The organism is Ruegeria pomeroyi DSS-3 (assembly GCF_000011965.2).
In the GTDB taxonomy this organism is placed as follows: domain Bacteria; phylum Pseudomonadota; class Alphaproteobacteria; order Rhodobacterales; family Rhodobacteraceae; genus Ruegeria_B; species Ruegeria_B pomeroyi.
In genome coordinates this window covers 1,082,792-1,103,066 of sequence record NC_003911.12, presented here as the reverse complement: position 1 = coordinate 1,103,066, position 20,275 = coordinate 1,082,792, and the positions used below count along the sequence as shown (strand labels likewise).

27 protein-coding genes, 1 tRNA gene and 1 pseudogene are annotated in these 20,275 nt (G+C 57.1%); 8 read left to right on the top strand and 21 right to left on the bottom strand.

Going from position 1 to position 20,275, the window contains the following annotated elements; all coding sequences use genetic code 11:
• Positions 1-12 precede the first annotated feature (12 nt).
• The 6 genes and pseudogenes from SPO_RS05335 to SPO_RS23280 all read left to right on the top strand — a co-directional run.
• Positions 13-426, top strand: a complete 414-nt coding sequence (locus SPO_RS05335; RefSeq protein ID WP_144083964.1) for a hypothetical protein — start codon at positions 13-15, stop codon at positions 424-426.
• 156 nt (positions 427-582) lie between these two features.
• A complete protein-coding gene (locus tag SPO_RS05330) occupies positions 583-990 on the top strand; it encodes a hypothetical protein (protein ID WP_011046799.1) in 408 nt (135 codons plus the stop codon).
• Positions 991-1,043: 53 nt separating this feature from the next.
• Positions 1,044-1,442: a hypothetical protein gene (locus tag SPO_RS05325; protein WP_144083963.1), complete on the top strand. Its 399-nt coding sequence runs from the start codon at positions 1,044-1,046 to the stop codon at positions 1,440-1,442.
• Between the two features lie 27 nt (positions 1,443-1,469).
• Positions 1,470-2,486 (top strand): hypothetical protein, encoded by a 1,017-nt coding sequence (locus tag SPO_RS05320; protein WP_011046798.1) that lies wholly within the window; start codon positions 1,470-1,472, stop codon positions 2,484-2,486.
• A 14-nt stretch (positions 2,487-2,500) separates the two neighbouring features.
• Positions 2,501-2,821: a hypothetical protein gene (locus tag SPO_RS05315; RefSeq protein ID WP_044027974.1), complete on the top strand. Its 321-nt coding sequence runs from the start codon at positions 2,501-2,503 to the stop codon at positions 2,819-2,821.
• Between the two features lie 395 nt (positions 2,822-3,216).
• Positions 3,217-3,438, top strand: a pseudogene (locus SPO_RS23280) (Bro-N domain-containing protein); the annotation flags it as partial.
• Positions 3,439-3,528: 90 nt separating this feature from the next.
• Here SPO_RS23280 and SPO_RS05300 read toward each other — a convergent pair.
• The 17 genes from SPO_RS05300 to SPO_RS05230 all read right to left on the bottom strand — a co-directional run bounded on the left by SPO_RS05300 (position 3,529) and on the right by SPO_RS05230 (position 15,864).
• Positions 3,529-4,617, bottom strand: a complete 1,089-nt coding sequence (locus SPO_RS05300; protein ID WP_011046797.1) for a tyrosine-type recombinase/integrase — start codon at positions 4,615-4,617, stop codon at positions 3,529-3,531.
• A gap of 9 nt (positions 4,618-4,626) precedes the next feature.
• Positions 4,627-4,893 (bottom strand): hypothetical protein, encoded by a 267-nt coding sequence (locus tag SPO_RS05295; RefSeq protein WP_044027971.1) that lies wholly within the window; start codon positions 4,891-4,893, stop codon positions 4,627-4,629.
• A 234-nt stretch (positions 4,894-5,127) separates the two neighbouring features.
• Complete coding sequence (locus tag SPO_RS05290) at positions 5,128-5,451, bottom strand: hypothetical protein (RefSeq protein WP_044027970.1); 324 nt, start codon at positions 5,449-5,451, stop codon at positions 5,128-5,130.
• 104 nt (positions 5,452-5,555) lie between these two features.
• Positions 5,556-6,677 (bottom strand): DNA cytosine methyltransferase, encoded by a 1,122-nt coding sequence (locus SPO_RS22430; RefSeq protein ID WP_011046796.1) that lies wholly within the window; start codon positions 6,675-6,677, stop codon positions 5,556-5,558.
• Positions 6,678-6,746: 69 nt separating this feature from the next.
• Positions 6,747-7,772, bottom strand: coding sequence for a NotI family restriction endonuclease (locus SPO_RS05275; protein WP_011046795.1), 1,026 nt, complete (start codon positions 7,770-7,772; stop codon positions 6,747-6,749).
• A 122-nt stretch (positions 7,773-7,894) separates the two neighbouring features.
• Positions 7,895-8,863: a reverse transcriptase family protein gene (locus SPO_RS22425; protein WP_011046794.1), complete on the bottom strand. Its 969-nt coding sequence runs from the start codon at positions 8,861-8,863 to the stop codon at positions 7,895-7,897.
• A gap of 144 nt (positions 8,864-9,007) precedes the next feature.
• The gene (locus tag SPO_RS22795; RefSeq protein WP_011046793.1) at positions 9,008-9,736 is read right to left on the bottom strand and encodes a hypothetical protein; all 729 of its coding nucleotides are present in this window, start codon (positions 9,734-9,736) and stop codon (positions 9,008-9,010) included.
• A complete protein-coding gene (locus SPO_RS22790; protein ID WP_144083962.1) occupies positions 9,729-10,226 on the bottom strand; it encodes a hypothetical protein in 498 nt (165 codons plus the stop codon). The genes SPO_RS22795 and SPO_RS22790 overlap by 8 nt, the downstream gene beginning before the upstream one ends.
• Before the next feature lie 246 nt (positions 10,227-10,472).
• On the bottom strand, positions 10,473-10,832 hold the full coding sequence (locus tag SPO_RS05270; protein ID WP_030003188.1) for a hypothetical protein: 360 nt from the start codon (positions 10,830-10,832) through the stop codon (positions 10,473-10,475).
• Positions 10,833-10,871: 39 nt separating this feature from the next.
• Positions 10,872-11,582 (bottom strand): hypothetical protein, encoded by a 711-nt coding sequence (locus tag SPO_RS05265; RefSeq protein ID WP_044027966.1) that lies wholly within the window; start codon positions 11,580-11,582, stop codon positions 10,872-10,874.
• On the bottom strand, positions 11,579-12,112 hold the full coding sequence (locus SPO_RS05260; protein WP_144083961.1) for a terminase large subunit domain-containing protein: 534 nt from the start codon (positions 12,110-12,112) through the stop codon (positions 11,579-11,581). Before SPO_RS05260 ends, SPO_RS05265 begins: the two co-directional genes overlap by 4 nt.
• Before the next feature lie 2 nt (positions 12,113-12,114).
• A complete protein-coding gene (locus tag SPO_RS05255; RefSeq protein ID WP_011046790.1) occupies positions 12,115-12,351 on the bottom strand; it encodes a hypothetical protein in 237 nt (78 codons plus the stop codon).
• A 190-nt stretch (positions 12,352-12,541) separates the two neighbouring features.
• On the bottom strand, positions 12,542-13,210 hold the full coding sequence (locus SPO_RS05250; protein WP_011046789.1) for a hypothetical protein: 669 nt from the start codon (positions 13,208-13,210) through the stop codon (positions 12,542-12,544).
• Complete coding sequence (locus SPO_RS05245; protein ID WP_158454158.1) at positions 13,203-13,601, bottom strand: hypothetical protein; 399 nt, start codon at positions 13,599-13,601, stop codon at positions 13,203-13,205. The genes SPO_RS05250 and SPO_RS05245 overlap by 8 nt, the downstream gene beginning before the upstream one ends.
• 75 nt (positions 13,602-13,676) lie before the next feature.
• On the bottom strand, positions 13,677-14,288 hold the full coding sequence (locus SPO_RS05240; RefSeq protein WP_044027963.1) for a hypothetical protein: 612 nt from the start codon (positions 14,286-14,288) through the stop codon (positions 13,677-13,679).
• Complete coding sequence (locus SPO_RS05235) at positions 14,288-15,670, bottom strand: DUF4055 domain-containing protein (RefSeq protein ID WP_011046786.1); 1,383 nt, start codon at positions 15,668-15,670, stop codon at positions 14,288-14,290. The genes SPO_RS05240 and SPO_RS05235 overlap by 1 nt, the downstream gene beginning before the upstream one ends.
• Entirely contained in the window at positions 15,667-15,864 is a 198-nt protein-coding gene (locus SPO_RS05230) for a hypothetical protein (protein WP_144083960.1), read from the bottom strand. The genes SPO_RS05235 and SPO_RS05230 overlap by 4 nt, the downstream gene beginning before the upstream one ends.
• Before the next feature lie 872 nt (positions 15,865-16,736).
• On the opposite strand from SPO_RS05230, the gene SPO_RS05225 reads away from it, so the two are divergent.
• A complete protein-coding gene (locus SPO_RS05225; RefSeq protein WP_044027961.1) occupies positions 16,737-16,931 on the top strand; it encodes a hypothetical protein in 195 nt (64 codons plus the stop codon).
• 13 nt (positions 16,932-16,944) lie between these two features.
• Positions 16,945-17,073, top strand: a complete 129-nt coding sequence (locus SPO_RS23405; protein WP_269138914.1) for a hypothetical protein — start codon at positions 16,945-16,947, stop codon at positions 17,071-17,073.
• Here the strand turns inward: SPO_RS23405 and SPO_RS05220 are convergent.
• The 4 genes from SPO_RS05220 to SPO_RS05210 all read right to left on the bottom strand — a co-directional run bounded on the left by SPO_RS05220 (position 17,067) and on the right by SPO_RS05210 (position 20,153).
• A complete protein-coding gene (locus SPO_RS05220) occupies positions 17,067-18,317 on the bottom strand; it encodes a hypothetical protein (protein WP_044027960.1) in 1,251 nt (416 codons plus the stop codon). The genes SPO_RS23405 and SPO_RS05220 overlap by 7 nt on opposite strands.
• Positions 18,317-18,550, bottom strand: coding sequence for a helix-turn-helix domain-containing protein (locus SPO_RS22785; protein WP_202807075.1), 234 nt, complete (start codon positions 18,548-18,550; stop codon positions 18,317-18,319). Before SPO_RS22785 ends, SPO_RS05220 begins: the two co-directional genes overlap by 1 nt.
• Before the next feature lie 141 nt (positions 18,551-18,691).
• Positions 18,692-19,936, bottom strand: coding sequence for an integrase family protein (locus tag SPO_RS05215; protein WP_011046783.1), 1,245 nt, complete (start codon positions 19,934-19,936; stop codon positions 18,692-18,694).
• 141 nt (positions 19,937-20,077) lie between these two features.
• Positions 20,078-20,153 (bottom strand) — tRNA-Thr (locus SPO_RS05210).
• Positions 20,154-20,275 lie beyond the last annotated feature (122 nt).

Here is a 20,275-nt window from a genome sequence, read left to right as displayed (position 1 = left end):
CCGAGGGCGGTGATGATGTTTGCCGAGGGCAAGGTGAAGGACTTCAACCCGATCAGGTCCATCGGGTTCACCGAGTGGCTGACGGAACAAGTTCTCAAAGGTCACGATGCAGCCCACTGGTCACCTGCAGTGCCCCCGAAGCAAACCATTGAGACGGTCTTCAGGAAGGTCGTGAAGGCCATCGACGAGGACAGCGAAGGACGCCCTCTGGACCCGCTCCGGCCCCACGGGGATTACCATGGTCTCCTGTCTTGCGGGCCTCTACGCGAGGACGAGATCGAGATCGGCACGGAGCCAGCTCGTCGTGCCCGGAAGGACTTTGATGATGATCTTGTTGTCATCGACCTGTTTGATGACTTCCGACCGATGACGGCACACCGCCCGGTCCCATGGAATGCTGCCGCTGCACCAGCAGTTGCAGCCTGACCCAGCGCCTAACCACCCTCCAGCAGCCCGCTCAGGTGCCCATTCAGTGGCCTCTGGGGTTGTCCGCAGGTTCTCCCTCCAGAGCAGTCCAAAGGCCCCTGAAACGGCCCTCAGCGCAACTGCTCACCGACCTCCATCCATCACCAAGGAACTCCCATGTCCATTATCGAAACCCTCCCCACCCGCTCCCAGAAGAAACGGTCCCGGTTCACCTCGGAACTCCGTCGTCAGCTCGTCCATGCCTTCGGTGGCCCCCGGTTTGCCCCGCTCGACGAGAAGTACAAGACCGCTGGAAGCAAGCGGCAGGACCGGAACGTGCCGGTCTGGTGGCGTTCCATCCGTATCCGCAACGAGGTGCAGATCACCTGTGACCTCATTGCCGAAGACTACGAGGCCAAGACCGGCGTTCGCCTGCCCCCGGCTGAGATCATCGCGGCTGCCATGTCCATCACTCTGCCCGAGTTGGTCGAACGGCTGGCCGAGGATGCCGAAGACGAGGTCGCAGCAGCGGAACAACAGCAGCGCCTGCATGATGGTCTGGTCAAGTCGGGGTGGCGCAGCTGAAACCGCAACGTAAGGCCGCACTGGCGGCATTCGCAGTGTATATGGAGAGATCCTTGAGGGAGACCTCAGAGGCCCCTCCAGTGCCCCCTCAACCAACCCCCATCCCGGTCTCCAAGGGTGACCTCGACGCGCACCTCAACACGCTGCTGGAGGCCCGCAAGGAGTTCGCTGGCCGTCGTGCCGAGCCAAGCGATGAGCCGCCACAGCCCCAGCATAGGTCACAGGAACAGCCCCAAGACCAGCGCATGCAGGCCCTCTGGGAGCACCTGAGGGTGAACCCGAAGCTGACCGTATGGCAGCTGAAGGCAGCCTTCCCCGAGGGTGGCATCTCCTCCGCCCTCCACGCCACCCGGACCATGAGGGTTCTGGCCTCACATCAGCACCTGACTGGCCACCCCATCCCCAAGGACTGGTCTCTCGCAGACGCGAAGGCCGTCCTCCTCGCCATCTGAAACTCAACTCGATCAAGGAATATCACCATGTCCAACGGCTGGATTACCGCCTCTGGCGAACAAGAAGTATGCACCTCCAACATCGCAACCCCCGAGAAGATCGCTGAGATCACCGCTCGTCAGAGCCGCCCTGACACCACGGTCAGCCGGGAAGTTCACATGCCCTTCAACGGTGGCCCCGCCCGTGTCACTGAACAGCACAACGGCGAGTATCAGGCATACCAAGACCGCAGCTTCAAAGGGTCGATCATCGAGACCGCTGCTGCCGAAGGGGGCCACATGATCGTCAACCGCGCCGTCCGTGGCTCCGACCAGGTGACGCTGCCCGGTGGGATGACCTCCATCGCGGCTGACCTCGGGTTCCTCGTCCGCAACCCTAACGGCTCCTATAGCGATGCACCCCGGAAGACGGACCTGAAAGACCCGACTGCAGGTGCCCTGCCGGGAAAGCCTGATGCCTCCTCGGTGAAGGGGGAGGCCAGTGGTAGCGACAGCGACGATACCTTCTCCCTCAGTGAAGAAGGCGAAGCTGCCATGAAGACCATCGTCGAGAGCTGCTTTCAGGGGGATGCTATCAGGGGGATGGATGAAATCCTGAACCACGGCGAAGTCTCCCCGAACACCATCGGCAAGCTGGCCTCCGCAGCCAACATGGAACCCCATGAGATGGCCGAGATCGTCAACAAGGCCCACCAAGGGTTCTACGACGCCGTTGCCCAGCGCATCGAAGCCTCGGGTATCGACGGGGATGCCTTCGAGGCATTCCTCAAGTCCGACCTCCAGCGCCTCGGCAAGTTCACCCATGCAGCCCGTCAGCTGGTCTTGGGGAATATCGACGAAGGCTTCGAGATCATCGACGAGGCCAAGGAGCGGTTCCTCTGGCAGGCAGACCGCTTCATGCAGGACGATGTGAAGGCCGCTCTCGACGAGGCCGGATATGGCTGGGAGAGCGACGGGAAAGGCAGGTTGATTGTGGTGACCAACGACTTCGGGAAGATACCCTTCGAGGTGGCTGTCCATCAGGGCATCATCCGGTTCATCTGACGGAGGAGAAGACCATGACCATCATCGCCCTCGACACCGTCAGGAAGTACCGCAACGCCAACGAATACAGGCCCATAAACCGCGCCCGCTTGGAGGCAGCTTCGGCTGCTCTCTACGGGATCGAAGGGGACATGGAGGTTGTCCACGACGGGAATGCCTCGATCAAGCTGATGAAGATGATCATCGCGGCGGGGGTCTCCCCCTCGACCGTGGTGGTCCTCCAGCGCGGCTCTACCCCCGCATCCAAACCCCGTTCGCTGTCCGCATGGGTCAACCCCCCGAAGCGCCCTCAAAGGCCCCTGGAACGGCCCCCTACAGAAAGCCTCGCAGCATGAGCCACGACAGGCCCTTCAACCCCGGTTGCAACATCTCCCAGCCCAAGCACCTCGGAGCGGGACTGAAGTCCTGTGCTGAAGTTGCCGCTGAGGGGATGAGACGGAACGCCGAACATCACCACCAGCAGCGGTTGATGAAGGAGGCGAAGGAGCGGCAGAAGCAGATGGATAGGGAGCGTCGAGAGACCTTCCAGCGCCTCTTGAGGCCCGACCCGCTGGCTTGACAGTGAACTACAGTGAACCCTCGTGGGAGCCTTAGCGGGCACCTGCGGGGTTTTTTCCGACCTTGGCCGACGAGACCACCAAAGTAGATCAAAGCTACTTAGGGGGTAGTCAGACCGCCCCGTATTGGATCGAAGGAGACCCCCGAGGTCAGCACCTACGACTTCAACGGGATGACCCTGCGGGTGGTGCAGATCGACGGTGAGCCGTGGTTCTATGCCAACGATGCTTGTAGAGCATTGGGGATGGATATGAGTGCAGGAACTTCAAGGTGGACAGTGAATGTCGCCAAGGACGAGAAGCGTGTCCTTACCAAGAAAACGCACCCTCAGTTATTCTGCGGGTCCACTTGGCACACAACTATGCTGTCCGAGAGTGGCCTCTACAAGCTGATCACCCGGAGCGACAAGGCGGACGCCAAGCCATTCCAAGAGTGGGTCACCCGCGACGTATTGACCTCGATCAGGAAGACGGGGAAAGCGGGGCTATTCAGGCAGACCCAGCGCCTTCTTCAAGGCCTTCGTGGTCACCACCAGCTTGGCCCTTTCGCCCCCGTAAGCCGTGTTTCCCTCGCCCCGAAGGGTGTGCCCAAGGAGGAAGTTCTGAACCAGTTCGGACACGTCTGCTGTCACCAGCCGTTCCTTCATTTTGTGGCGCAATGAGTGGTTCGTGTGGCGGGGGTTCGTGGTGATCGTGCGTAGGTGCTTCATCAGGATTTGAGAAGCCCCATCACCGCCGCGCTTGCCGCTGTATCTGGGGAACAGCGCCCTGCCCTCTCGGGACAACTCAAGGGCTTCCTTGGCAGCGTCCAGAGCATCCCCGACAAGAGGAACCGAGCGGATGGAGACTTGGGTCTTCAAGCGCCTGTCCTCGTTCCACTGGATGCGGATGTGAGGCAGGTCGCTTGTTACGTCCACATCATCGACAAGAAGACCCGTTACCTCGGACATACGGCATCCCGTGCCTTCGAGGAGACGCCAGATCAGGCCTATCTCAGGTAACCGGACAGCGCCGCTAGACAGCCTCTCCCGCATGGCCTTGATCACATCAGCGGGCAGCGGGTCGCGCTTGTCGCTCTCGTTCTTCAGCGCCTCATTACCGGCAGACCCCACGGGCAGTTTCTCGAACGGGTTCGCAACTTCCCCAGCAAGATCGAACTCCCGCAACGCCAACGAGACAACAGCCGTAACGAGGTTTAACTCCCTCTCGACCGTGGCCGGGGACAACGTGCCACCGCCCTTCTTCTCGGACTGCAACATGTGATCTCGGACCTTACGGGCGTGTTCCCGTTTGAGACCCGACAACGGCAACTTGGTCAAATCGCCCAGCGCCTCCTCGACCCGCTTGAACACCCTGTCCACCCGCTTCCGCCCGTCTTCATCATCCCCAAGCCGCTCCTTGAGGTAGATGTTTCGGGCATCCTGCAGGGTATGTACGGGGGCTGGCCTCTCGGGGTCCATGAGGGCCACGACGGTCAAGGCCTTGTCAGGCACCCCGCGCAGGCTTTCAGCGACCACCTCGCGCCTATCGTAATCGTCGTCGTCGTTCTCAAGACCCACGACCGCCGAACTCATGGCATCCGCTTACACCCGGGCCGCGAACCACGCTTCACGAGGAGATCGGGTCTCGACAGCGGACAGGCGGGCCTTGGCCTCCTTGACCAGTTTGGCGAACGCCGCCTCAGCCTTCGGGTATTCCCCGACCAGCGCGACTTCCGTCTTGGCCTCGAAGTAATGACGGAACCAAGCCTTCCCTGTCACTTCGACAAGAGGTGTCGGGACGCGGCGACGATACCGCCAGCCACCCGAGTCTGTCCTATCAACGTGCCTGAGCTTCACCGTCGCAACCATCCTATGTGCCCCTTTTGTGCCCCGAAATGTGTCCTTCGGGAAGAGCTAACGGCCTTGTATCGTTGAAAAAAGGATGATCAACGAGTGATCTGGTGCCCCCACACGGACTCGAACCGCGGACCTACTGATTACAAATGCCTTGGGCAAGACGCTAACACACTTGGAAAACCAGTGTTTTTCCCAGCGCGCGTCGGGCATTACAAGGATGTCACAAGGGCGATGTTTTGAAACGCCCTATTGTTTGCCAAAGTGGTTATGAGCGTAGATCACGCCTACGTTGAATGTCGGGCTTGTCCAAGGTCCGCCGAACTTGCGCCCCTCACCCTTGCGCACGCCCCAAGAATAGCAGGTATGTCGAACTTTCTTCGACAACTTGTGCCGCTTGCGCACCCGCTCCCATGCCTCTTCAGAGAGTTCACCTTTGAAGAAGTGGAATCTGCCTTCAAGCTGAATAGGTCCGACTTCTTCGCAGCCAAACAGGAAGACACGCCCGTCCTCCTCGGTGACGTTGCCGGAGAAGCGTTGGCGGTAATTCTTGGTCGTATACCGTTTGCCCATACGCACAGGCTAACTCGCCACACCCTACATCGCAATTGATCAAGCCAACTCACCTCGGCAACAACTGCAAACGCTCCTTTTGGCTTGTGAGTCTCACGCGGCTTCTAAGCAGCCTTGCTTGACCGGGCCTTGATGAGACCCATCAAGTGATCTCCGATTGCTTTGCCGAGAACAGGCGGAACAGCGTTTCCAACTTGCACATACTGGTCGGTTCGAGACCCATGAAACTCAAACCAGTCTGGGAACGCCTGTAAACGCGCTGCTTCGCGGACAGAGATAGCGCGGTCTTGCTCAGGATGAATGTAGGCGCCCCAGTGAATGTCGCATTTGGTCAAGACCGTGCAGGACAAACCATCCCAAGTCATTCGACCATACCGTTTCGTGTGGTCCGAACGCTTTGCGCGTTTCATACCAGCGGGAAGCAGATCAAATGGAATATCACGCCAACTGCCGCCCGGTGGAATATGCGGCAGGCGATCCATGTTGACTTGTCCAAGTCTTGGGGCCGCATGGTTGGTGATCACCGTCGCGTTGCCGCGCATCTGACGTTGGTAGCTAGTGGGCTTTCCATCAAGGTAGGCTGCATCCGGTTTTGCCTCTCCATTCTCAAGTGCAGGCAAGTCACCAATCGCATCCTTGATCGTCACAAACGGCATCGAACGGCCCGGGCCGTGTGTAGGTTCGGGATGCGAGATCGGTACTCCTACCCGATTGCCAATGAACACCACCCGCCTGCGTTCCTGAGGAACGCCATATTCTTCCGCACGCAAAACTGCTTCTTCAACCTCATAGCCAAGAGCAGCCAATTCCGACTTTATCGCTGCGACTGCCTCGCCGCCGCCAATCGAATAGATGCCCGTGACGTTCTCCATCACAATCCACTCTGGACGCAGCCCATCCACGATGCGGAGGTATTCCTTGAACAAGGTTGCGCGTTCGTCGTGCATCCCACGCTGGTGATTGTAGACAGAGTATGCTTGGCACGGTGGACCGCCAGCCAAGACAGTCAACTCGCCGGGCTTGAGGCCTGTTACTTCGAGTAAATGTTCAATCGTCAGGTCTTCAATTGGTCCGGGTATGAATTTGGCCCGCGGATGGGTCGCCTCGAAAGTCTTGCCTGCTGCATCAAAAATGTCATTGCCCGCAAGCACAGTGAACCCAGCCATTTCGAGGCCAGCAGACAGCCCGCCTGCACCACAAAAAAGGTCTATCGCAGTATGTGCCATGCCTTCCGCCCGCATTGTTTGTTCTCATTTTGTACCAGCTTTATCAACAATGGGTAAAGCGGGCAACGGTTATCCATCGGTCTTCGCTCGTATCCGAGCCTCGAAATCCCCCTGCGAGACCGGAGTGCCGCCTGTTAGGCCCAACGTCGCGCTTTCGAGCGTCGTATAAAACTCCTCGACGATTTCCAACTTGAAGCCGCCACCATTTAGGTCCTCCTTGAAATCAGCCAGGAACCAGATGATGTCTGCGTTCGAGACATCGCGCTCACGCGCCATCTCTCCCATCGAGTAGAAGAAAGGCGCGTCGACAACCACAGCCATCTTCTTGCCCCAGCGCCTCAAGGTCGGCACCTTGGTTTGCAACTGCGGCATCAGGCGCTTCACACCGCTAGAGCGATAGTCCGGCCTGCGTTTCTCGCGAGCCATTGAGATTTTGCCCTGCGTCTTGATCAGGTGGTCGAACTCGATGGACATCTTCTTACCCGAGAAATAGACGGCCTGAACCTCGACCGCGACCCAGTCCATAGGCGCGCCTTCGACACCGTTCGATTTGACGAGTATCATGTCTATACGACCGACATCTTCACCGGGATCGCTATCGAGGTTTCCGCTCGATTCCAAGAAGCCAACTTCGCCCGCTTTGATCGGGTCCGGGTCGTTTAGTAGACGCTTGCCAACCTCTGAGAACGCTTTGCCGTCTTGATGGAAACGCCAAGGGCACAACGCTCGAAGTCTGCCGCGCTCGCCTGTGATCGGTTCAACACGGTTTTTTTCGCCCCGGTAGACACGGATTGAACAGACACCTCCCGGCTTTGTGCAAGTCGCGTTAGGGGTATCGGGTCGAAATGGACAAGGAATTTCCTCTGCCTGTTGCCGGGTAAGCTTATCCCGCAGGACCGACAGGCGGTCGCTCTCACGGGAGGTCAACGCCTCAGTCACGGCCTTGTCTTCGAGTACGACAAGACGGTCTATCTCGGCCTTTGACATAGTTGCGCCACCGACCTTGTGCTGCGCAAGGCGCACACGATCCCAGTCACCAAGTCGATGAAATGGATTTCCGTACCATTCAGCTATGTGGAATCGTTCTTCTGACAATGTTCTTCCCTCTATTTGAGGGCACTTGACCAGAAGCTACTACATCTAGTCAATAACGTCGGATGCATGCACCGCATACCTTGGCTAGATTTGGAATCCAAATGGCTTGTTCAGACCAAAACCTAATCGTCACGGCTACTAACTTGTGAAGCATATCTTACGTGCCCTGAAAGGCGAGCCAAGTCCTCCTGTCGGCAACGGTTGGTTTGGAGGACATGGCGGTATGCGCGAAGTTTATTACGGTATCCCTTCGTCAATTTCACCGTGTTGCCGTTTACCACAAGTCCGTGAACCTTTAGCCGCACTGGCGCTTCGGAAAAATATGTCTTTTCTTGTGAAATTTTCCAAGGTGTCTGGGAAAACAAGGATTCAAGCCTTTCAGGCAACACTTGGGGAAATTCTCCAGCCGCTGAAAATGTGATGTCGTCGGCGTATCTAGTAACTCTGACATCCATTTCCGCCGCAAGTGCACCTAAAGCGGCATCAATACCTCTCATCGAGATGTTCGACAGAACTGGACTCGCTGGAGACCCCTGTGCGAGTGCACCACGGTAGCAGCACAATTTTGAAATTCGATCTGCACTATCTGCATCGTAGCCAATATTTATTAGACTGGACGCCACCCAGTTTATGGGTGTGCTGGGAAAAAAATTTGTCAAGTCAATTGAATATACCCAATTGGCATTCGTGTGCACCGAAGCCGCATCAATATGAGACCTGCCCGGAACAAACCCAAACACGTGATCATCAATTCTTGCGCAATCCTGAAGCTGCACAGAAAACCACTTTTGAATTACTTTCAGGCCAACCTTCGGCGCTACGATTTCTCGTTCTCCCTTGCCCTTTGGAATTTTGAACCGCCGGTAATAACGCTCAGGCTTGTTTTCCAGTGACCAAATGATCCCAGGATTGACGCCCAGCATTGTTGCCAACACCTCTTTCGAAGTAATTGGCATAAGCCCAGCTTGAACCAAGCTTCCAATGCGAACGAATTCCTCCTCATCAACCACTGCGCTAACAGATTTCAAGAATTCTCCCTCGTCAGAAAACGAGAAAAAGCGCGAACCAGTAAGTTGGTGCGGAAGCCTCATTTAGCAAACAATCGTTTCATGAGCGTCGGTCTTCGAACTGGCGCTTCGAAGGAGCGCCAGTTCGAAGACCGACGACCCTTCTGTATGTAGTCTTGGCAAATGGGCATGATGCACACCCGCGCCTGAGGCTTCCACAACGACAAACTATGTCCCCCGCCTAGCGAGGTCAAGGAAGCGTGCTATGTCTGGACTACTTCTTCGCTTTACTGTTCCTAGAACCTTCAATGCGCTTGCGGTTAAGCAATAGTGGGCGTCCTTCCGCCGAATAACGTGGTTCGCGCGTCTCAGCGCATCTAAGTGACGGTTTATGTAGTCAATGGGGGGAGTCGAAAACCCTTTTTCTGACAACCTTTCCGCCAAGTGCTCAGAAGTCGTCGGTGCAGAAATTCTGAGTTCGCTCAAGATTGCAGTACGCGAAGGAAGGTTTTCGTCAACAGTTAACTTAACCTCTGAAAGAGTTATGTCCGCGTTTCCCAAGTAGATCGTAATACGATTTGCAATTGAGCCCAAGTGTTCTCTAACAGCAGAAATTTTCGGGACAATCCACACCACGGCCCCGTCGTTGTCAAATGACAGAAAGCAGTTTCTTATGAATTCTGGAAAGGCGTGAAGAAGTGTAGCTCTAAGTCCCGTCTCAAAATCTGCGTTTGAGACGTCGTTGAGAATAAACTTGACAACAATTCCATCGTCCAAAAGCTCTTTGGTTAACCGACTAAGGCGCAGGTTCGATGGTTTTTGATGCCCTTTTTCGTCCCTAGTTACTTCAACAAAAGCGTATAGGTCCGAATTTTCACCATCCCTACGCGCGATAGGGCCGCTGAGTTTTAAGCCACTATCCACCAGATACTTTGTGACTTTTTCTAAACTACGCATTCTCTTGCCTGATTACGTCAAGAAGTAGAGAAGCCCAAAGGGTTGCTTCGCCGAGCCAGTCGTGAGCTTCTGTAACCGCAACACCGGAAAGTGAAAAACGAGACGATCTAAAGTCTACAGCGGTTTCCGGCGTGTAATCAGCAACCACACGTATCGCATAGGCTTTTTCTAGCGTGTTGGCAAACTTCAAGTTCCGCGAATTTGCTTGCCGACAGTCTTTGACCAGTAACTGGTCACCAAGCTTATCAGCCTTTTTCTGTATTGCCTTAATTCTTTTTTGAATCACCCCCCTAAGAAGGTCAGGCACGCCCTTATGATTCAGGGAGCTTTCATATTTTCTGTCAATGGAAACGAGAGCCGATCTGACACAAAGAAATGTCGCATAGTAATATCTATTAAATGCAGATCGTGCATATGAGTCAGCATCAACCGTGGAGGCAGGCACCAGTTTGACGGCTTCGACTTGTAGGTGATGGGCGACGCTTTGCATGCAAAGATCATACGAATTTTTGCCAGCATGAGAAGCGCCTTCGTGCAACAAAGTGGCCGACCATTAAGGATCACAAATTTTTACGAAGAGCACGGTCGGCGTCACATCAATGAGCGTCGTGATTCTCGCAACCCTCAATACCCAAAACCCCGAGGCGCCCATCAGCGCCTACCCTTTTCCCGGTGGCTCGTTGAACTCGTCGGGCAATGACGGGCGCGGTTGCAGCGAACACGACGAGAGCGCAGGTCAGAACGGGGGTTTCGAGAGGTCTTCGGGCGGCGTCGGGTGGTTGTCGGGTTCGGGCCTAGAGGTGTAGCCGTAGTACCGCGCCAGTTCCTCTGGGATGTATTCGTGGAGGTCGAGCGCAAGGGCCTTCATGATCGTTTCTCGATCCTTCTTCCACTGCGACGTTCGCTTGGCTTTCGTTTTGTCAGGCTCCACGTTACCGCCCAAGCCTGCGAGTAGATCAATCTGGACATGTTGACTGGCCTCGAACGCCTCGCGCAACTTATTGACGCGATTGAGCATAGCGATTTTGCGTCGCCTGTCTTCTTCGGGATCGCCTGTCAGGCCCCATGAGTTGAAGCGTTTGCTGTCCGGTTCCATACTGGCAGCGTCGCACACAACCCAAGCGATAGCAAGGAATCAGGCCCAGCCGCTGAGCCGGTAGGAGCCGCTGAGAGTTGTGTCCAGGTGAGTTGCAGAAAGGTATGCCAAGGCGGTCGCAATCGCGCGGTCGGCATGGTGGCCTTTGCCGCCGCCCTGCAACACGAGATTGCCCGACGACGTACTGGCGAGTTCAAAGCTGGCGATCTCGTTCAGCAGGTCTTGCTTCCCTTCAAGGTCGTGGGCGACGGTGAGCGCGCCGGTTTCAAGGCCGACGGCCATGTTCTCCAGAAGCATCGTTTTCGCAATCTTCACATCCTTGCCGCTGCGAGACATGTTCGCGCCAGCGGTCATGACAACGGCGTGATGCTCGATCCCTGCATTGTCCAAGGTGCTGCTGAATGGTGCGCCGAGGCCTGATGCGTCGATGGCGAGGGACCAGTGCGGAATCTGGTTGAGGCGCTTCGCCAAGAAATCGGCAAGGTCGGTGTAGGAGTAAAGCTGGATCGTCTCTTGAAAGACGACGGTGCATTTGCGGGGTCCCAATTCTTGCTCGAAACCGCGGCCCGTGAACTGCGGATAGCAAGTATCCCTCACCACCACGATTGCTGACGGATCGTTGCGACCCAAGTCCATGCCGACGTGGTGTTTCAACCAGCCGTGAACGACCGTGCCATAGGCCGCAGGGTCGGCGTTCGATGGCAGGACAACGCGCCCGTCTTTCAGAAATTCATACTTGGGTTGTGTCATGACAGCTCCAATGCGTTGACGTTCGGGTTGCTCGAATTTTCGAGCGTGTCCCAAGACAGGAGGGGCGTTCCAGAACCGACAAACTCGCACAGGTGTTCGCGCCGGAACGTGGTGTCGGACATGGTGGCTTTGTCGAAGGCGACTTGCGCCGCGCGTCGGGGGATGTCGATGGAGCGCGCCATGATGCGGCGCACCTGTTTGTCGCCTGTCCACGTCTCGTAAAAAAATCCGGTTCGCAGGTTCGGCGTGGACAGCAAGAAGATGCGCCCGGTCTCGCGCCTCATAGGGAAGAAGGCCGTCAGAGCATCGTCGTCGAGGAAGCACGCCTCATCGGCAATGATGGTGTCCGCCGTCATTCCCCTGGCCTGATCAGTCGCGGGAACAACGATGATCCGCCCGCCGTGCGATGGGTGCGCCTCAAGTTCCGTTTGCGTCTGGCGCACGATGGGCGGGCAGAACGGATCGGTGTTCTTGAATTCCAGAATCCGGCGGAACAATTCCGTCGATTGCCGCAGGCTAGGGGCCGTCAAGATCACCGTCTTGCCTGCGAGAAATCGTCATAGCCAAGACCACCAGCAGAAGTCGATTTGCCCGACTGACGTCCGCACAGGGCGAGCACCATTCGGTCCGCCTCGTTTAAACGCGGGTCGGTGGACAGAAGCGTTTTCTGCCAAGGGTCCGGCTCACCGATGGCAAGGCGGAAGCGCTCGACCGGATCGAGCGAGACAGTCAGACCTTGCAGGAAGGACAGGAGGTGCGGGTCCATCATGGGCGATCAGGACGACCCGGCCACCGTGTCGCGGGTTTCAGCATTCGACGGGCGGCCAACTCGGAAAGGAGTTTGACGACGATGGGCGGCGCAGACTCGAACTGTTCGCGCATATCGTTAGGGCTTTCGAGATCGACCTTTTCGAGTTGGTTCACGATCCCAACGGCGGCTTTTGCGACTTGGGAAGGCATTACGCAGGTCTCCGATCATCGACAAGGACAGGTTCCTGAATGACCCCCATAGCGTCCATCTCGTTCAGAAATTCGTGCTTCGCGGCTGGGTGGTTGTTGAGCACTTTCAGGATGATCGAACGGAGTTGGATAAACTGCGGACTTTCGTTCAGGTTCAGATGAATATCCATCTTCTTGTTCAGCTTGCCGTGCAGGTCCGCGAGGGACATGAGACTCTGACGAAGCTCTTTCAGCGCGCCCAGTTGCATCATGCGGTCTTCGTCGCCCTTGGCGGATTCCAGCAGCGATTTAAGCTCACGCAGAACCCACTTTAGGTCTTTGTCGGTGTCCTCGCCAAACTCGTTGACGATGGCCGCGTGCTGCATCGCCGTTTTGACCTTGGCGTCGTGCATGGCGGTCGCGAGGATGGCCAGCTTTTCGTCTTCGGGAAGTTGGGTGATGTACCGGGCAACCGACGTATCAGAAATTCCAAGTTCTTTGCCCGCTTGGAACATCGACATGCGCCCGAGAACGATCTCCCGCGTGTAATGCTCCCGCTTTGCATCGGGGAGCAGCTCCATCTTGTAGGGCTGCTTCGCCTTCACAGGAGTGCCTTTCGGCGGACCACGCTTCTTATGCACGGTCGCCACCGGCCCCTTTCCGGGCACCAGAGTGACCTTCTTAGTCATTGGCTACGATCTCGAGCGGCACGCCCTCTTTCTCGGCGAGGGCTTTGGCTTCGCGGTATTTGGACACCGAACGCGCATCGGACTTCTTGATCTTGATCGAGTCGCCGGGTTTGCGCCCCTGATACAAGCCATTGCCGTCCAGGCGGGCTTGGTACTGGCTTTCAGCAGCGGCGAGCAACTTGCTGTGGTTGTCGTCCGCTTTCTGCTTCGCGAGCTTGTCTAGAAGCTCGTCGTTCTTGGTGACGACGCCCTTGATCTGGGTTTCAACGGATTCCGTAATTTGGGGAAGGATCGCCTCTGCGATTTTCGGTGCGAGTGCGGCAATCAGGGCTTCTGCTTGCTTATCGTTTTCGTCGGCCATTTCTGGTTCCTCGTGATTGGGGCGGGTCATGCCCAACCCGCCCCGTTTCCATCACAAGACCAGAAGGTTGAGCCTAACTCGCGTTCTGTAGATTGAATATCGGTGCTACGCCGCCGTCGCCGCAACCGGAGTATCAGGTACTCGGTATGCGGCTCCTTGTTTCTCGACGGTGCCCTTCTCAATCGCTTTGTTCAGGACTGTGCGGACCACGCCGTCGGAGAAGCCGGTTTCGTCAGACAGTTCCTTTACGGTGCGCGGTCGATCCAGCAGCGCCATGACCTTGGGGCGCGCCTCCATGTATCGAACGCCTTGTCGCTTCGGTTTGACCTTGCGGCGGGTTTGCGCATCGGCACGCGCCTGTTTCTCACATTCCCAAAGTTCGCGGGCCTTTTCGACCTGGTTCAAAGAGCCGCGCCCCTCGTAAACGTCGAGCGCCCTCGTATCGCCCTCCAAGACGCGGATAACGCGCGCCCGAACGTCGTCACCGTTGAAACCGATGGCGTCGCAAAGCTCCGTTCGCCGCTTCGCCCACGCGCCCGAATGGTCGGTCAGAAACCGCAAGGCTTCGTATCTCGACTTTTTCCCCTCAGCCTTATTGGACGCCAGAGCAACAGGGCCGAACAGGTCCAAGATCGCGCGAGACAGGACGGCAAAGATCAAGAGTTCTTCGGGCGGCGTTCGTGAATTGTGCTGGCCAAAGTCGGGGTCGGTGAGCATCACGCGACCCCAGGCATCGGCAGTACGTTGTCGTCCTCGTCGATCAGGTCGCGTTCATCGTCGAGGGCGCGGTTCACGTCCATAAGTTCGCCCTTCTTGAGGTTCATCAGGAAGGTATCGTGCGAGATTGCACCAGCGGTGTAGGCCTTGAGCAGGGCCGTGAGGATGGCCGGGTCCATCTGGGCGGTCACGAAGTCACGGTGCAGTTTGAAGACAACATCGTCAGCAGTGCCGGGGCGCGTCCATTCAGCGGCAAGGCGCAGGAGTTTCGTCAGACCGGCTTCGACCATGTTGACGCTGCTGTGAAGCAGAGACAGTTCAGAGCGATGGCGCAGGCGGGCCGTGTCGGTCGTCTCATTGCGGCCTTTGCCGTCATATACCATCCGCGCACCGAGCGTCGCCATCTGGGCCGTCAGATCGTCGAGGGCCGTCTTTTGCGCGGCGATACCTGCGCCCGTGAACTCGAGCATTCCCGCTTGCGCGCCCTGAGGCAAAACCCAGAACGCACCGCTGCCGATTTGCCTCGGCTTGTTCTTCTCATTGATCGACCCGGCGACCCAAGGCGTCGGCTGGGACGTCAGGTAAAGCGACCAGTAATAGTCGGCACTCACGCGCCAGTGCGCGAGATTGACGTTCACGAGATCGAGGAAGGGCGGCTTTTCAACGTCCGCTTTCAGGTTGTAGGGCGACACGATCACCGCCGGAATGTCGAACATTGGCGAGCCGTCGATTGTCGGCGTGATGTCTTCGCCGACTTGAACTTCTTCGACCGACTGAATGTCAGGGCCGTTGCGCTGCGATTTGACGTGGTAGCGTTTGACCGTGTAGGCCGGGTCGAGGGTCAGGACGAGGTGTTGCTCGACGCCGGTGTCTTCGAGGTCGTGGTTGGTCTCGTGCAGCCGCAGGTAGGTCAGCTTTTGACGCCCGCCGACAAGTTCCTCTTTCCAGTCCAAGATCGACTCTGCGTCGAAAGTGGAGATGAACGGCGCGGAGCCGGGGGCCGCACCGTCCGTCGGGTAGTCGAGCAGCATCGCAAACCTGCCGAGGGACAGGACTTCGCGCAGGGCGCTTTCCAAAAGCACGTCGAGTGAATGTCCCTCGAAGGTTGCAGCATCGCGCATTCCTGCGATCCGTTCAGGCAATTCCAGAACCGGGGCGTTCCGGGTGACAGCACCGACCATGCCGCGCAAGGTGCGCTCGGCGACCGCATAGAAGGACGCCCCCTGAACATAGCGGGTGTATTGGGCAGTGGTCATCCCTTCGGGTTCGGGCAGGTATCGTGCGCCTGCGTTTTTCAGCCGGTCTTCGCCAGCGATCACATCGCGGATTTTGTCATAGGCTTGGCGTTGCTCCTGATACGTGCGGTGCTTGATCTTGGTCATTTGCGCACCCCGCGCACGATCAGGGGCCACGGGATGTCGAAGTGGGCCGCATTCGCAACAACGCGGACGCGGACGCCGCTGGGCGTTCGATCAGCGATCACGCCCATAAGTTCGGCGCGCGGGTGCAAGTCGTCGGATTTCGCGGCGGCGATGATCAGTTGGTGGAGGTCATCAGGAGGCAGCGGCACGTCCATGTGGAAGGCCGTGTGAATGTCTTCACCCAAGAGGCGGGAGCCGTGAGGCGTCGGCTGAATTGTGACGGATTGCAGGGGCATTCGATTTACTTTCTCTGTTTGGGTGTCGGCGGACAGGTGCGGGCTACCCGCCGACTTGCGAGCATAGTGAGAACATATCAGGAACGCTTGGCGGGCGTTCCCGGAGTTTCAGGTAGCGAACTGCGAAAAGCAGGTGGCGCGTATGGGCGTTGTGCGCAGGCTTGCAGAGCGCGTCAGAGACGGGCGGTTATGGGGTGTCGGGCATCATGGCGGGGCGCATGTGCAGGAACGCGTTGCTTGGGCGGTTTCGCTGCGGCTTTGATGCGGTGTCAGGGCGCTGGGGATATGTGCCGTGCGGGCGCGGTGGGAGAATCGTGGATTTGTGATCTTCTAAATGTCCCTGGGGCCGGGGATCGGCAGCAGAGAAAGGGGGTGGTCGAGGCGGAATCGACAAAATCCTTGTGATATGCGGTGCATTACAAGGATTGGACCAAGAATGATGCTTTCAGTTCAATGAGTTGATTGGCTTGACCCACTGATAACCCATCATTTGGTCTTGGCAGACGCCTCAAGGGGACGTCTTTCTGACAGGAGACAGGGACAGAACGCTGCATTACGCGCGTCATGACATGTGCACAAAAAAATTATTATGTGCGCGATCAGGGAAACGAACATAATAATTTTTTTATGCACACGCGTCACATGCGTAAGGCGCACATCAGGAACACCGAGCGTCCTGCCTCAACGCCCCTGCACCTATAACTCCCTTATCGTCACCTGCCATTACAGTCGGATACCGCCGCCCGCTGCCTGTATGATGCCACGCATCAACACCGCAACGGAGAGCAACGATGCCTGGCCGCACGAGCAAGCGCAAACACGCCATCAACCTTGTCGATGCACTGGCCACAATCGACGCCGCCTCCATGCACAAAGACGACCTGTATGTCTGGCTCGTAACCCGAACCAATGGCGTGACCGCCTGCGTGATCGTTGAACTCGTGAAACGAAATCTGCTCAAGAAGGATGACCCGAATGCCTTTTGACCTACCCCAAACCATGACCCCAACAGAACGCGCCCGCCAGCTTTACGCCGACGGGCATTCGATCCAAACCGTGTTCATGGCCCTTGCATTCGTGACCACGAAGTCAGAACGCGAACAGATCATCCGCGCTCTGGTTCAATAGTCGTTGTGGCAGTGATTTTCCCAATCCTGCGCTTCTTCAAGCTGGACTTTGAGTGAACGCCTTTCTGCGTCGTCCATTTCAAGTGACAGCTTCCGATCAATCTGCCTGACTCTCAGTGAAGCGGCATCAAGCGCCTGTTTGTACTGGGAGTCAGTCGACTCACCGGCATCCATCGCAGCCAGCCAGTAGTCAAACCCACTGGACCAGCCCTGCTTCTGTCGCTCTGTTGGCTCCTGCCAATCAATGCCATCTTTCGACACCGCCACGATCTCTCGCTCTGTAGAAACACACCGCTGCTCAGCATCCCAGAACCGCGTCACTTTCGTGCGGTAATTTAGCTTATACAGCTCCGAATTGATGTCTTTTGGGCATTCCTCATTGCGTCGATCTCCCCAGCGATCTTCCTCGAAGAAAGGCGTGGGATCGAACTCGGTTGGATGCCGTGAAACAGCACAAGCAAAGTCTCGCTCAACGAGTTCGCTCCACATATACTCGCACAAGTTGCGCTCTAGGTCTGTCGGGCTTTCCGCCTCAAGTGGGTTCTGCGGGTTCGCGAGGTCGATTATGTCCACGTCGAAGAGCGACGTCTTGTAGATCAACGCCTCCCCAATGAAATGCTCGCGAACCTCCTCCATCGACAATCCGTCTTCAAGCTGGTCCTTGCACCAGGTATCCCACGACATTGCTTCTCGGCGTGGTTTGTCCCATTCGTCCCGCTTCACTTCTGAGTCATGATGCCGGGAACGCGCCTCAGCCCTATTTCGGCGCATGACAAGTTCTACCGCTTCCGACAACTTGGCCCACCACGCCTCGACCTGTTCGCGCACGTCCGGCCGTTCGCGCTTTCCACGGCCTGAGAACCAAGCGTTCAGGGTGCTTTGGGTCATTTCAAGATCGAGGAGATTGTACCACCAAGTCGCTTTCGCGAATTGCGCCATCCATTCGGCCAAATCCTCCCCCGGTCCTTCCTTGGGCAGGTATTTCGCTGGGTTGGTCGCTTGATCATCGCGGAGGTTCGTCAGCGCGTGGACAATCCCTGAATAAACCTCGTGCCCATCAAGCGCGCGATGGAACGACGAGTAGTTTTTTGCACCCTCCAGCGGGTCTTCGTCGAACTCTTTATTGCAGAGATCGACGATGCGCTGCTTGGTGATATTGAACGCGAGCAAGTCTTGAGCCACGCCGGGTTCAAGACGCTCGAACTCGTCGGTTGTGTTCTGCCTGCGGATTCGATTTCCAGCCATCACCGATTCTCCTCGAGCCATGCGACCACATCGTCGCGAAGGTATCGCACAATTCGGCAATTGGGCTGCGAATATGACGGTCCAAAACCGTCTTTGCGCCAGCGGAGCATCGTTTCATCCGATACACCAAGAAACTCGGCGGCTTCGGCGCTGGTCATTACCAGAGGTGGATTTGAACGGATCAAGTCCGCACGGAGAGAGTCGATTTGTGACGCGATTTGGTCAATGGTCATGATTATAGGTCCTGTGATTGGAACCCACATGACCGAACCGCGTCTCCCGCTTCCTGAGTGGCGATGCCACTACTCTCACGCGTCGGCCTCACACCTATCCGGGTCACTACCTATAGGCATGGAGGTATTGGAGCATTCAATTTAGGCGGTGTTTCGGCGCAATTCAACAACGGAAGAAGGTGCTGCCTGAATCCGCTTGCTGATCGCCGCTGCAATCGAATTTGCCGCCGCCTTCTGTTCTTCATACGTCGGTTCACCATAGTGGCCGAGCATCCGCAGATCGTTGTCGGTCATGGTCTGCTGCGCCAACCATCTGTGAACGTGACGCGGGGCTACCTCCCGCGCAACGGTCATCCAGAAATGGCGCAAGTCTCCGGGCTTCGTCAGCGGCAGTTTGTCCAGCACGTCCAAGTGGCCACGCGTATCCCGGCGCACGACACGCGACGGGAACACCCAGTCGCAGTCGTCATGCCGAATTTCATGCAGGCGTTTAAACAGCCAGAACACATCGTCCGCGAGAACGATGGTGCGCTCAACCTCCTGACGCTTGAGCCTGTCGAAGGTCACAACACCGGCGTCGAGATCAACTTGGTCCCACGTCAATGCGCGCAGCCCACGGCCACGGAAGCCCGTATACCAAGTGATCTTCCAACACAGGCGGATATGCTCATTCTGGATTGCTTCGATCTCGTCCCAGCGATTCGCCCACGGGACATGCATGTCGAGTTTGCCTGTCTCGACGCGCGACCGCATCTTGGTGCCTTCCAGCAGCGACGGGATCGGCAGAGCAAGGGCGCAGAGCTTGTTGATGAAGCGAACCGTCGCCCCGGCCACCGTTGCCGCGACATGGGCGGCGTTCGGGCGCGTGATCTGCACCGCATTCAGGTACTGATTGATCTCAAGAATCGGCAACCTGTCCACATGCACGTCCGCCCAGTGCGCCAGATGCTTGTTGAACGTCGAGCGGTAGTCCTTGGCCGTTGTCTCCATCATCCGCGCCTTGCCCGATTGCCTGCTGGTCGTGCGGTGTTCGATGAACTGTTCAAGCGCCTCGCGAAACGTCGGTAGCGCGTTGGCCTGCTCGACCGCCGCCTTCGCCTGTGTCTCGGCCTTGTTCAAGACGTCGCCCGACACGATGCCATGCGCGACAAGGCCGCGCTGATCCTTCGCCCATTTGCAGTGCGTCACCTTCGACGCCCATTGAGCAAGTTTGACCGAGCGCACTTTGTTCGCGGTCGGATCCCACTTGTTGACGTACCAAGTCTTAACGCCGGTCTTCGTCACACAAAGGCGCAAGCCTTTCTGCTCGGGGTCTGTATACCAGACAGTCTTGTCCGGCGTCGGAATCGCGCCGACTTTGGTGTCGATGAACTTGATCTGAGGCATTCTGAAAATCCTTGTAATGGCCTTCACGTTACAAGGTTCATGTTATGCTCTAACCGCGCTTAAACCCAACCACAGATTGCGCAAGCACCTCATTTCATTGAGGTAATTGCTTTGAAACTCAGTGTTTAGCTGGTGTTTAAGTGGTGCCCCCACACGGACTCGAACCGCGGACCTACTGATTACAAATCAGTTGCTCTACCAGCTGAGCTATAGGGGCAACATGACCCGATTAATCGCAGGCCGGTCCGACTTCAAGATGGAATTCTCGACCTGTTGACGAAAATCTCGCATCCCCCTTTACGCCAAGCGTTTGACTGACTTGCACCTAGCTTGTAGTCA

Coding starts and splice junctions, on each gene's coding strand:
- SPO_RS05330 (WP_011046799.1), top strand. CDS start 583: ATGTCCATTATCGAAACCCTCCCCACCCGCTCCCAGAAGAAACGGTCC.
- SPO_RS05270 (WP_030003188.1), bottom strand. CDS start 10,832: ATGGAACCGGACAGCAAACGCTTCAACTCATGGGGCCTGACAGGCGAT.
- SPO_RS23405 (WP_269138914.1), top strand. CDS start 16,945: ATGACCCCAACAGAACGCGCCCGCCAGCTTTACGCCGACGGGCATTCG.
- SPO_RS05245 (WP_158454158.1), bottom strand. CDS start 13,601: ATGACCCGCCCCAATCACGAGGAACCAGAAATGGCCGACGAAAACGAT.
- SPO_RS05295 (WP_044027971.1), bottom strand. CDS start 4,893: ATGGTTGCGACGGTGAAGCTCAGGCACGTTGATAGGACAGACTCGGGT.
- SPO_RS05255 (WP_011046790.1), bottom strand. CDS start 12,351: ATGATGGACCCGCACCTCCTGTCCTTCCTGCAAGGTCTGACTGTCTCG.
- SPO_RS22795 (WP_011046793.1), bottom strand. CDS start 9,736: ATGCGTAGTTTAGAAAAAGTCACAAAGTATCTGGTGGATAGTGGCTTA.
- SPO_RS22785 (WP_202807075.1), bottom strand. CDS start 18,550: ATGACCATTGACCAAATCGCGTCACAAATCGACTCTCTCCGTGCGGAC.
- SPO_RS05240 (WP_044027963.1), bottom strand. CDS start 14,288: ATGCTCACCGACCCCGACTTTGGCCAGCACAATTCACGAACGCCGCCC.
- SPO_RS05315 (WP_044027974.1), top strand. CDS start 2,501: ATGACCATCATCGCCCTCGACACCGTCAGGAAGTACCGCAACGCCAAC.
- SPO_RS22430 (WP_011046796.1), bottom strand. CDS start 6,677: ATGGCACATACTGCGATAGACCTTTTTTGTGGTGCAGGCGGGCTGTCT.
- SPO_RS05235 (WP_011046786.1), bottom strand. CDS start 15,670: ATGACCAAGATCAAGCACCGCACGTATCAGGAGCAACGCCAAGCCTAT.
- SPO_RS05215 (WP_011046783.1), bottom strand. CDS start 19,936: ATGCCTCAGATCAAGTTCATCGACACCAAAGTCGGCGCGATTCCGACG.
- SPO_RS22425 (WP_011046794.1), bottom strand. CDS start 8,863: ATGAGGCTTCCGCACCAACTTACTGGTTCGCGCTTTTTCTCGTTTTCT.
- SPO_RS05265 (WP_044027966.1), bottom strand. CDS start 11,582: ATGACACAACCCAAGTATGAATTTCTGAAAGACGGGCGCGTTGTCCTG.
- SPO_RS05225 (WP_044027961.1), top strand. CDS start 16,737: ATGCCTGGCCGCACGAGCAAGCGCAAACACGCCATCAACCTTGTCGAT.
- SPO_RS05230 (WP_144083960.1), bottom strand. CDS start 15,864: ATGGACGTGCCGCTGCCTCCTGATGACCTCCACCAACTGATCATCGCC.
- SPO_RS05290 (WP_044027970.1), bottom strand. CDS start 5,451: ATGGGCAAACGGTATACGACCAAGAATTACCGCCAACGCTTCTCCGGC.
- SPO_RS05300 (WP_011046797.1), bottom strand. CDS start 4,617: ATGAGTTCGGCGGTCGTGGGTCTTGAGAACGACGACGACGATTACGAT.
- SPO_RS05335 (WP_144083964.1), top strand. CDS start 13: ATGATGTTTGCCGAGGGCAAGGTGAAGGACTTCAACCCGATCAGGTCC.
- SPO_RS05250 (WP_011046789.1), bottom strand. CDS start 13,210: ATGACTAAGAAGGTCACTCTGGTGCCCGGAAAGGGGCCGGTGGCGACC.
- SPO_RS05320 (WP_011046798.1), top strand. CDS start 1,470: ATGTCCAACGGCTGGATTACCGCCTCTGGCGAACAAGAAGTATGCACC.
- SPO_RS22790 (WP_144083962.1), bottom strand. CDS start 10,226: ATGCAAAGCGTCGCCCATCACCTACAAGTCGAAGCCGTCAAACTGGTG.
- SPO_RS05220 (WP_044027960.1), bottom strand. CDS start 18,317: ATGGCTGGAAATCGAATCCGCAGGCAGAACACAACCGACGAGTTCGAG.